The following is a 9,981-nucleotide window of genomic DNA, read 5'->3' on the forward strand; positions in this document are numbered from 1 at the left end:
TGATACGGCTAGAGCAGGCCGGAACCCAATGAAAAGCGAATGTGGTTCCTGACCAGAAGGTTTTCCCAGTACTGGCGCATCCAGTTCCAGGCGGCATTGTTCACCTGTTCCACGAACGGGTCCAGGTTTAATTCGTAATAGTCCGGCGTGCCGGCGATCTGGAGCACCGTGACGGTGATGGCATCGTCCAGCTCGTTGGCGAAGGGTTCGCCGATGAGCTGGTGGACGAGGATATTCGCCCGGGTCGCTTCGATATCCACCAGGTCGCTCACCCGGGTGCAGCGGTTGTTTTCATACATCTCTTCCATCAGGCGATGGCAGAGGTAGGCGCGGATCAACAGCCCGTCCAGGCCGTCGTAACGGACCAGCAGTATCGAGGGCTGGGTGAAGTAGCGGGTGGCGGATGTGACAAACGGTTCGAACAGGTCCGCCTTGCCGGCTTCCCGTGCGCAGGCCTCGACGCACTCGATCAGCCGGGGCGCCATTTCAATGTACTCCACGGCAAACTGGAACAGCGACAGCGCCGGCTGGTAACCCTCAATAACCACCGAGGCAGGCAACGACGCGGCTTTCTCCCGCATCTGTTGAAGAAAGTTGCCGGTCCTCGCTTCCTTGCGTCGGGCCTGATCGATGATTTCAAGGACGGCCTGTGGTGTCATTTCAGGAGATGCCGGTGTTTGAACGAATTGAGGTCGCAAGGCGCCTCCCGTTGTTCAGAGCAAGTCTGGGAGAGCAGTCAGCGTGGTCTTCGTTGACCACGGCCTGCCGTTTCTGAGTAGTGTAGCCGACATTCCTTGTTTTGCCGGATTCCTGCCGGTAAAAAGGCGTCGCAAAATGTTACAGATTGAACATCTCACCGGGGATTTTCGAACCATGTTCCCCGTGTCGTATGGCGCCAGAACAGCCATCCCATGCTGGCAGCCCGGGCCAGCATCAGGGCGATCAACGCAAACCAGAGTCCGTGGTTGCCCCAGCCGGTGGTGAGTCCCCAGACCGGCAGAAACACGCCGATTGCCGAGAACAGCATGGTGTTCTGCATGTCCCGGGTTCGGGTGGCGCCAATGAAAACGCCGTCCAGGAGGAACCCCCACACAGCGGTGAAGGGCAGCAGCCAGAGCCACGGCAGGTAATGGCTGGCGGTGGTGCGGACCGATTCGATTCCGGTCAGCAGTCCGATCAGGTGACGGCCGCCCAGCACAAACACCACCGTGAGCAACAGAGCTCCCCACAGTGACCAGCGCAACGCACTGAGGAACACCTGTCGGAACCGGCGTCGGCTGCCCCGCCCGATGGCCTCGCCGATCAGTGCCTCGGCGGCGTTGGCAAAGCCATCCAGGGCGTTGGAAATGACTAGCAGGAAGGTGATCAGCACGGCGTTTGCGGCGAGGATGACGTCACCCTGCCGGGCTCCCTGGGCGGTGAAAAAGGCCAGGACCAGAAGCAGGGCGATGGTACGGACCATGATGTACCGGTTCACTTTCAGGATCGCCAGGTAGTCGGCTAGCCGGCCAAGCAGGGCCCGGTCGAGTCGCTGGCCGGCCGGCAGCCGGGTAAGCACAATGGCAGCCCCGATGATGGCGGCGCCGTATTCCGCGCACACGGTGGCAATGGCGACACCGCGGCTGTTCCAGCCCAGACCGGTGACAAACAGAACGTCCAGCAGGATGTTCAGGCCGTTGGCGGCGATCAGCATGATCATCGGGCCCCGTGGCATCTGCATGCCGATCAGCCAACCTACCAGGGTGTACTGGCAGAGCACGGCCGGTGCGCTCCAGATCCGGATCGATGCGTATTCCCCGGCCAGCATCCTGACTTCCTCCCCGGGATTCATCAGGGTAAGCCCGACCTGGATCAACGGACCATGGCCGAGAATCAGCAATAACCCGATACCCGTCGACAACATGACCGAGCGAAGTAGCAAGGCAGTCTGGGCAAAGGCGTCCCGCTTACCCCGGGCCTGGGCCGCGAGGCCGGTGGTGCCCATGCGCATGAAACCGAAGGTCCAGTACAGGATGGTGAACAGGTTGGCGCCTACCGCCACTGCCCCCAGGTATTCTGGCCGATTCAGGTGGCCGAGTACGGCTGTGTCCACCAGTCCGAGCAGGGGTACGGTCAGGTTGGTGAGCATGAGTGGCCACGCGAGCGCCCAGAGACGGCGGTCGGTGACGGACAGGCGGATCGGCATATTATTAAAAATTATTAAGGTTCCCGGGTTAGCAGTTTTAGGTTTAGGTGATTTTTTAGTCTTTTTTTGATCCGTGTCTATACTCGAATTTGAAGTATCTGAAAGCAGGCTTCCGGCCTGATTTCGACGAGCGTGGTTCATAACCGGCGCGGTCGAATCAGCCGGGAAACGCAAAATCCAACAAGAATAACAACCTGTGGAGACACAGTATGCGCGTGCACGCTAAGCGGGCAGGTGCCCTGTTGGGTGGACTGATGTTCCCGGCCTGGTCCCAGGCGGACTGGACCCTGAACATGCGCCCGGGGGTGACCGGCATCAGTAACGATATCTTCAGCCTCCACATGACCATTCTGTGGATCTGCGTCGCCATCGGCATTGTGGTGTTCGGCGTCATGTTCTGGTCGATCTTTGCGCACCGCAAATCCCAGGGACACAAGGCGTCCAATTTTCACGAGAACACGGTGGTCGAGATTCTCTGGACCATCATACCGTTTGTGATCCTGGTGATCATGGCCATCCCGGCGACCGCCACCCTGATCAACATGTACGACACCACCGAGCCGGACGTGAATATACGGATCACCGGCTACCAGTGGAAATGGCAATACCAGTATGTCGATGACAACTTTGGCTACTTTTCGAATCTCGCCACGCCACCCGATCAGATCAGCAACCGCGAGGACAAGGGCGAACACTATCTGCTGGAAGTGGATAACCCGCTGATTGTCCCCGTGGGCAAGAAAATACGTTTTCTCGTGACCTCCAACGACGTCATCCACTCCTGGTGGGTGCCCGAATTCGGCGTCAAGAAAGACGCCATTCCCGGCTATATCAATGAAACCTGGGCGAAGGTGGATGAGCCTGGAATCTATCGGGGCCAGTGTACCGAGCTGTGCGGCAAGAACCACGGCTTCATGCCCATCGTGGTCAAGGCCGTGCCCCAGCCCGAGTACGCGGCCTGGGTCAGCGATCAGAAGGCTGCGGCAGAGAAAGAGCGGGAGCTGACACAGAAAGACTGGACCATGGAGGAACTGATGGCCCGGGGTGAAAAGGTGTATCAGACAACCTGTGCGGCCTGTCACCAGCCCGATGGCTCGGGCTCACCGCCGGCGTTCCCGGCACTCAATGGCAGCCCGATCGCGACTGGCGACCAGGCGGGACATATCAATGTGGTTTTCAACGGCCGGGCGGGTACCGCGATGCAGGCCTTCGGAAAACAGTTGAGTGAGGTGGACCTGGCGGCGGTCATCACGTACGAACGCAACGCCTGGGGCAACAAGAAGGGCGATATGGTCACACCCAAACAGATACTGGACTACAAGAAAAAGCAGCAGTAATCGACGCCAGATAACAACGATCGCCAGACAAACACGCGGCGAAAACGGGGGGTTTCATGAGTGCGGTTGCAGATACTCACACCCAGGAGCATCACCACGGTCCGGCCCGGGGCTTCACCCGGTGGTTGCTGACGACCAATCACAAGGACATCGGGACCATGTACCTGGTGTTCAGCTTCACCATGTTCCTGTTGGGCGGAAGCATGGCAATGGTCATCCGGGCCGAGCTGTTCCAGCCCGGGCTCCAGATTGTCCAGCCCGAATTCTTCAACCAGATGACCACGATGCACGGTCTGATCATGGTGTTCGGGGCTGTCATGCCGGCGTTTGTGGGGCTGGCGAACTGGATGATTCCGATGATGATCGGGGCGCCGGATATGGCCCTGCCCCGGATGAACAACTGGAGTTTCTGGTTGCTGCCCTGTGCCTTCCTGATCCTGGTGTCGACCCTGTTCATGAAAGGCGGCGCTCCCAACTTCGGCTGGACTTTCTACGCACCGCTGTCCACCACCTACGGCCCGCCCAGCACTACCTTCTTCATCTTTGCCATTCATATGATGGGCATCTCCTCCATCATGGGCGCCATCAACGTAATCGCCACCATCCTCAACCTGCGGGCGCCGGGCATGACCCTGATGAAGATGCCCCTGTTCGTCTGGACCTGGCTGATCACCGCCTTCCTGCTGATCGCGGTCATGCCGGTTCTGGCCGGGGTGGTCACCATGATGCTCATGGACATCAACTTCGGCACCAGTTTCTTTGATGCGTCCGGCGGTGGCGACCCGGTGCTGTTCCAGCATGTGTTCTGGTTCTTCGGACACCCGGAGGTCTACATCATGATCCTGCCGGCGTTCGGCGCGGTGTCCCATATCATTCCGGCGTTCTCCCGCAAGCCGCTGTTCGGTTACGCATCGATGGTTTATGCGGTGGGCGCCATTGCCCTGCTGTCCTTCGTGGTCTGGGCGCACCACATGTTCACCGTGGGCATTCCCATCGCAGGGCAACTGTTCTTCATGTACGCGACCATGCTGATCGCGGTGCCGACCGGCGTAAAGGTGTTCAACTGGGTAGCGACCATGTTCCGTGGCTCCCTCAGCTTTGAAACGCCGATGCTGTTCGCCGTGGCGTTCGTGATCCTGTTCACCATCGGCGGGTTCTCCGGATTGATGCTGGCCATTGCCCCCTCGGACTTCCAGTACCACGACACCTATTTCGTGGTGGCCCATTTCCACTACGTGCTGGTGCCCGGTGCCATCTTCGGGATTTTCGCCTCGGCCTACTTCTGGCTGCCCAAATGGACCGGACACATGTACGACGAAACCCTGGGCAAGACCCATTTTTGGCTGTCGTTCATCGGTATGAACCTGGCGTTTTTCCCGATGCACTTCCTCGGGCTTGCCGGAATGCCACGGCGGATTCCGGATTACGCATTGCAGTTCGCGGATTTCAATATGGTGTCGAGCATCGGCGCGTTCACCTTCGGGGCCACCCAGCTTCTGTTCCTGTTCATCGTGATCAAATGCATCCGGGGCGGGAAAGAGGCCCCGGCGAAGCCCTGGGAAGGTGCCGAGGGACTTGAGTGGACGCTTCCGTCACCGGCGCCCTACCACACCTTCGCAACGCCGCCGGAGGTGAAATAATCTGGCCGGCGGCCAGGTAACAGGAAACATCAACAGCGGCTGAGCCATCGGAGAGTGTCATGGCGACGAACCAGACCTATTACGTTCCGGAGCAGAGCAAGTGGCCGATCATCGCAACGGTGGGCCTGGGGCTGACCCTGTTTGGATTGGCCTCCATTCTTGTCAACGGCAGCCAGGGTGAGAGCACGACGATTCCGTGGACCCTGTTTTTCCTGGGCGCCCTGATCATGGCCTACATGCTGTTTGGCTGGTTCGGGAATGTCATTCGTGAGAGCCGGGCCGGGCTATACAGTCCGCAGATGGACCGGAGCTTCCGCTGGGGCATGAGCTGGTTCATTTTCTCCGAGGTGATGTTCTTCGCGGCTTTCTTCGGCGCCCTCTTCTACGTGCGTACGTTCGCGGTGCCCTGGTTGGGCGGCGAGGGTGACCGGGGATCCTCGGCCATGCTCTGGGACGGATTCCAGGCGACCTGGCCGTTGACCCAGAATCCGGACCCATCGGCCTACCCGGGGCCGAAAGAGGTGATCGGTCCCTGGGGGCTGCCCCTGATCAACACCATTCTCCTGGTCAGCTCGTCCTTCACAGTGACCGTCGCCCATCACGGCCTCAAGGCCGGCAATCGTCAGAAGGTGAAGCTGTGGCTGGCGGCCACCATTGTCCTGGGGCTGTCTTTCCTGACCCTGCAGGCGTTTGAGTACCACCATGCCTATGCGGAGCTGGACCTGACGCTCAGCTCCGGGATCTACGGCAGCACCTTTTTCATGCTGACCGGCTTCCACGGTGCCCACGTGACCCTTGGCTGCCTGATGCTGATCATCATGCTGGTGCGCATATTCAAGGGGCATTTCAGCGCCGATAACCATTTCGGCTTCGAGGCCGCGTCGTGGTACTGGCACTTTGTAGACGTGGTCTGGCTGGGCCTTTTCGTGTTCGTTTACATCCTCTGACCGCGTGTCAGGGCGTCGGATTCATGGTCAGACTGCCCTGCCACAAGGCGATCAGGATCACCACCAGGAGCAGTATGCTGAGCAGGACACGTACCGCCAGTGAGTTGACCACGCGTCGGGTCTTGCCGCCGTCCTTGATCAGGAAGAACAGACCGCTGAACAGGCTGACGACGACGGCGAGCAACAGGATAACGATGACGGCTTTAAGCATGGTCACTCCGGGGATTGTTGGAGGGTGGAGTTTGCCGGACCCGCAGGTTATCGGTACCGATGGAACCACTATAGCAGAGCATGTCTGATTCGCGGGTGATGGGACGGGTCTGGCGGCCGGACTGGCGATTACTGTTGTTCTCGGGACTGCTGCTGCCATTGCTCATTGGCCTGGGCATCTGGCAGCTGGACCGGGCGGGGCAGAAGGAGGCCTTGCTGGCGCGCTGGCAGCGGCAGGCGGAAACCCAGCCCTGGGCGGCGTTGATGGCATCGAGTCCGGCGTCGGAGCAGCCGGTGCGGGTGACCGGACATTATGGCAGTCACAGCTGGCTGCTGGACAACCGGACCCGGGATGGCCGGCCGGGGTATGAGGTGATCACGGTGTTTATGCCGGTGGAAGGGCCGAAGGTGCTGGTCAACCGGGGCTGGGTTCCGGCTCCGGAACGACGATCTCAGCTGCCGGCCATTCAAACGCCTCACGGTCTGGTTACCCTTTCCGGACGGCTCAGCGGCTATCCCGTGCCACCGGTTCTGGGAGCCGAATCCGAGGGTGGTGACCAGTGGCCCCGACGGGTACAGGCGTTGCCAGAAGACCGGGCCAGCGAGGTAGCCGGGCCGTTGGCCGGCATGATTATCCGGCTGGATGACCAGCCACAGCCCGGGGCTTATCGGGCGGACTGGGCGCCGGACCTGATGGGGCCAGGCACCCATTACGGCTACGCCGCCCAATGGTTCACGATGGCATTTGTTCTGGTTGTGTTGACCGTCGTGGCAAGCTTTCGCAAGACAGGAGCCGATAATGACAATGACAACGGCTGATCGGATTCCCCAGGAACACCGGGCTACGGGCCCGACCCCCGCCCAGGTGCGCCGCGGTCGCCGAACCGCCTATCTGCTGTTCGCGCTGGGCTTCGGGCCCATGATTCTGGCCACGGTGATGTATTACACCGGTTGGCTCAATCCGGCGGGCCATACCAACAATGGCCGTCTCATCCAGCCGGCGGTGCCGGTGTCGTCACTGCACCTGCAGACCGATTCCGGTGAGCCCCTGTCGAAACGGTTCGGACCAACGGTCGCCGAGCCCCAGTGGTTGCTGATCGTGGTTGCCGACCAGTGTGGTCCGGATTGCCAGTCGCTTCTGTACCGGACGCGTCAGGTCAACATCGCGCTTGGCAAGAACGCCAACCGGGTCTCCAGGGCCGCGGCCCTCGGTTCCATCCCGCCGGCGTTGGCCGACAACTGGAACGCGGAGTATCGGTTGATGGAGCGTCTGTCACCGGCGGAGGGCGCCACACCGCAATGGCCCGATGGGGTAAACCCGTCCAGGGCGCCCGGCATTCTCCTGGTGGACCCTTTCGGAAACCTGATGATGCACTACGACATCGGGAATACCGGCAAAGGCATGCTCGAGGATCTCAAGCACCTGCTGAAGCTGTCCAAGATCGGTTGATTCGGGGAGGCGTACGCCATGAATCTGTCCCACCCAACGGAATCCGTGTCACGCCGGGCCTATCGCACCATGGCCATCTGGGCGACCGCTGCCGCCACCCTGGCGCTGATGGTGATCATGCTCGGTGCCTGGACGCGGCTGGTGCATGCCGGTCTTGGGTGTCCGGACTGGCCCGGGTGTTACGGGTTCCTGACGGTGCCCCAGAGCGACCACTCCATCGCCCTGGCCAATGCCCGCTTCCCCGACACACCGGTGATCGTGGAAAAGGGCTGGCCGGAAATGATCCACCGATACGCGGCCGGAACGCTGGGCCTCATGGTGTTCGGCCTGGCCGGATGGGCCATCCGTCACCGCAAGGCGGGTGTGCCGATGGCACTGCCCTCGTTTATTGCCGCCTTTATCGTGGTTCAGGCCGCCTTCGGAATGTGGACCGTGACCCTCAAACTCTGGCCCCAGGTGGTCACCCTGCATCTGCTTGGGGGATTTACCACCCTCAGCCTGCTGACACTGCTCAGCTTCCGTCTCTGGCGCCGGGCCAGGGGCACGCCCAGACCGCCCGAGACGCCCGCTCTGAATGGCTTCCGGCCCTGGCTGTACGGTGGCATCCTGCTGGTTGTGCTGCAGATTGCGCTGGGCGCCTGGACGGCGGCCAACTATGCCGCGGTTGCCTGTGTGGACCTGCCTACCTGCCAGGGCGAGTGGTGGCCTGAGGATATGGATTTCCGGCATGGCTTTGACGTGACCCAGCAGGTTGGCCCGAACTACCTGGGAGGACAACTCCACGCCAACGGCCGCACCGCGATTCACATGACCCACCGGATGGGCGCGCTGGTCGTGGTTGGCTACTTCGCCCTCCTGCTCAGTGCGCTCTGGATGCGGCGCGGCCAGAGCGGCCTCGATCGCTCGATCCTGCTCGTGGCCGGCGTGCTGGTGGCCCAGGTGACGCTGGGCATGGCCAACGTGCTGCTGCACATTCCGCTGCCGGTTGCTGTGGCGCACAACGCGCTGGGTGCCGGCCTCCTGCTGTCGACCATTCACCTTGCCTGGCGGCACCATCGCCTGCCTGAGCAACCCCGGGTCCGGGCACCCGGGCCTGCCATCATCAACCGGGGAGCAACGGTATGAGCGAATCTGTGAAAACACTGCCAGCCCCATCTCCCGTGGAGGCCACTGGCCAAACCCTCTCCTGGCGCGATTTCCTGGAACTGACCAAGCCCAGGGTCGTTGCCCTGATGATCCTGACCTCGGTGATTGGCATGTTGCTGGCCATGCCGGGCGTCCCGGACTGGACCGTGTTGGTGCTGGGTAACCTGGGCATTGCCCTGCTGGCCGGTGCGGCCGCCGTGGTCAACCATGTGGTGGACCAGAAAGTGGACACGGTAATGGCCCGGACCCGGAAACGTCCGGTTGCCACCGGACGGATTGCCCCTATGGACGCGCTGATTTTTGCCGCCACCCTGGCCGCCGTCGGCATGCTGGTGTTGATGCTGTGGATCAACCATCTCACCGCCTGGCTGACCCTGGCGTCCCTGGTTGGATACGCGGGCGTGTACACCCTGTTCCTGAAACGGGCGACACCCCAGAATATCGTGATCGGCGGGCTGGCCGGTGCCATGCCGCCGCTATTGGGCTGGACCGCGGTGACCGGCCAGATCGAGGGACATGCCCTGTTGCTGGTCCTGATCATCTTCGCCTGGACCCCGCCACACTTCTGGGCTTTGGCGATCCATCGCAAAGAGGAATACGCCAAGGCCGGCATACCCATGCTGCCGGTGACTCACGGCAACTCCTACACCGAACTGCACATCCTGCTCTATACCCTGATGTTGCTGGCCGTGAGCCTGCTACCTTTTGTCACGGGTATGTCCGGCGGCATCTACCTCATCGGTGCCCTGATCCTCGGTTTACGCTTTGTCCACTACGCCATCCGGTTGCTGAAAGGCGATGATCGCCGGGTGGCCCTCAATACCTTCAAATATTCCATCACTTACCTGATGACGCTGTTTGTGGTAATTCTGGTGGACCACTTTGTGTTTTTCTGACGAATAACCCTAATTTGCCGGGCGGGGGTGGGGAGTGTTTCTGCCGGGAAAAAGATGTCTGAGCGAAGCGAGTTATTTTTCCCAGAAGAAACATGGGGGGGGGGGGGGGGGGGGGGGGGGGGGGGGGGGGGGGGGGGGGGGGGGGGGGGGGGGGGGGGGGGGGGGGGGGG

Annotated in this window: 10 protein-coding genes; 7 read left to right on the top strand and 3 right to left on the bottom strand. The window is 61.3% G+C overall.

Going from position 1 to position 9,981, the window contains the following annotated elements:
• Positions 1-8: 8 nt before the first annotated feature.
• Together MLD04_RS08215 and MLD04_RS08220 are read right to left on the bottom strand one after the other, a co-directional pair.
• A complete protein-coding gene (locus MLD04_RS08215; RefSeq protein WP_248156778.1) occupies positions 9-659 on the bottom strand; it encodes a hypothetical protein in 651 nt (216 codons plus the stop codon).
• Positions 660-853: 194 nt separating this feature from the next.
• A complete protein-coding gene (locus MLD04_RS08220; protein ID WP_248156787.1) occupies positions 854-2,185 on the bottom strand; it encodes an MATE family efflux transporter in 1,332 nt (443 codons plus the stop codon).
• A 209-nt stretch (positions 2,186-2,394) separates the two neighbouring features.
• Here MLD04_RS08220 and coxB point away from each other — a divergent pair, with 209 nt between their 5' ends.
• From coxB to MLD04_RS08235, 3 genes are read left to right on the top strand one after another with little or no spacing between them, the layout of a single operon-like run.
• Entirely contained in the window at positions 2,395-3,522 is a 1,128-nt protein-coding gene (gene coxB / locus MLD04_RS08225) for a cytochrome c oxidase subunit II (RefSeq protein WP_248156795.1), read from the top strand.
• Between the two features lie 56 nt (positions 3,523-3,578).
• Positions 3,579-5,162 carry a cytochrome c oxidase subunit I gene (gene ctaD / locus MLD04_RS08230; RefSeq protein ID WP_248156797.1) on the top strand — a complete coding sequence of 528 codons (1,584 nt, stop codon included), beginning with the start codon at positions 3,579-3,581 and terminating at the stop codon, positions 5,160-5,162.
• A 59-nt stretch (positions 5,163-5,221) separates the two neighbouring features.
• Positions 5,222-6,109 carry a cytochrome c oxidase subunit 3 gene (locus MLD04_RS08235; RefSeq protein WP_248156805.1) on the top strand — a complete coding sequence of 296 codons (888 nt, stop codon included), beginning with the start codon at positions 5,222-5,224 and terminating at the stop codon, positions 6,107-6,109.
• A 7-nt stretch (positions 6,110-6,116) separates the two neighbouring features.
• On the opposite strand, the gene MLD04_RS08240 is transcribed toward MLD04_RS08235, so the two are convergent.
• Positions 6,117-6,320 carry a twin transmembrane helix small protein gene (locus tag MLD04_RS08240; protein ID WP_248156807.1) on the bottom strand — a complete coding sequence of 68 codons (204 nt, stop codon included), beginning with the start codon at positions 6,318-6,320 and terminating at the stop codon, positions 6,117-6,119.
• A gap of 80 nt (positions 6,321-6,400) precedes the next feature.
• Here MLD04_RS08240 and MLD04_RS08245 point away from each other — a divergent pair, with 80 nt between their 5' ends.
• The 4 genes from MLD04_RS08245 to cyoE are packed head-to-tail and all read left to right on the top strand — an operon-like array spanning position 6,401 to position 9,811.
• Complete coding sequence (locus tag MLD04_RS08245) at positions 6,401-7,138, top strand: SURF1 family protein (RefSeq protein WP_248156809.1); 738 nt, start codon at positions 6,401-6,403, stop codon at positions 7,136-7,138.
• Positions 7,119-7,769, top strand: a complete 651-nt coding sequence (locus MLD04_RS08250; protein WP_379883005.1) for a hypothetical protein — start codon at positions 7,119-7,121, stop codon at positions 7,767-7,769. Before MLD04_RS08245 ends, MLD04_RS08250 begins: the two co-directional genes overlap by 20 nt.
• An 18-nt stretch (positions 7,770-7,787) precedes the next feature.
• Positions 7,788-8,894, top strand: a complete 1,107-nt coding sequence (locus MLD04_RS08255; RefSeq protein WP_248156811.1) for a COX15/CtaA family protein — start codon at positions 7,788-7,790, stop codon at positions 8,892-8,894.
• Positions 8,891-9,811, top strand: coding sequence for a heme o synthase (cyoE, locus tag MLD04_RS08260; protein ID WP_248156818.1), 921 nt, complete (start codon positions 8,891-8,893; stop codon positions 9,809-9,811). The genes MLD04_RS08255 and cyoE overlap by 4 nt, the downstream gene beginning before the upstream one ends.
• Positions 9,812-9,981 lie beyond the last annotated feature (170 nt).

It is taken from the genome of Marinobacter koreensis (genome assembly GCF_023156285.1).
In the GTDB taxonomy this organism is placed as follows: domain Bacteria; phylum Pseudomonadota; class Gammaproteobacteria; order Pseudomonadales; family Oleiphilaceae; genus Marinobacter; species Marinobacter koreensis.

Excerpts from the sequence above, each read along its gene's own strand:
- MLD04_RS08245 (WP_248156809.1), top strand. The coding sequence starts at position 6,401 with ATGTCTGATTCGCGGGTGATGGGACGGGTCTGGCGGCCGGACTGGCGA.
- MLD04_RS08250 (WP_379883005.1), top strand. The coding sequence starts at position 7,119 with ATGACAATGACAACGGCTGATCGGATTCCCCAGGAACACCGGGCTACG.
- MLD04_RS08215 (WP_248156778.1), bottom strand. The coding sequence starts at position 659 with ATGACACCACAGGCCGTCCTTGAAATCATCGATCAGGCCCGACGCAAG.
- MLD04_RS08235 (WP_248156805.1), top strand. The coding sequence starts at position 5,222 with ATGGCGACGAACCAGACCTATTACGTTCCGGAGCAGAGCAAGTGGCCG.
- MLD04_RS08255 (WP_248156811.1), top strand. The coding sequence starts at position 7,788 with ATGAATCTGTCCCACCCAACGGAATCCGTGTCACGCCGGGCCTATCGC.
- coxB (WP_248156795.1), top strand. The coding sequence starts at position 2,395 with ATGCGCGTGCACGCTAAGCGGGCAGGTGCCCTGTTGGGTGGACTGATG.
- MLD04_RS08220 (WP_248156787.1), bottom strand. The coding sequence starts at position 2,185 with ATGCCGATCCGCCTGTCCGTCACCGACCGCCGTCTCTGGGCGCTCGCG.
- ctaD (WP_248156797.1), top strand. The coding sequence starts at position 3,579 with ATGAGTGCGGTTGCAGATACTCACACCCAGGAGCATCACCACGGTCCG.
- MLD04_RS08240 (WP_248156807.1), bottom strand. The coding sequence starts at position 6,320 with ATGCTTAAAGCCGTCATCGTTATCCTGTTGCTCGCCGTCGTCGTCAGC.
- cyoE (WP_248156818.1), top strand. The coding sequence starts at position 8,891 with ATGAGCGAATCTGTGAAAACACTGCCAGCCCCATCTCCCGTGGAGGCC.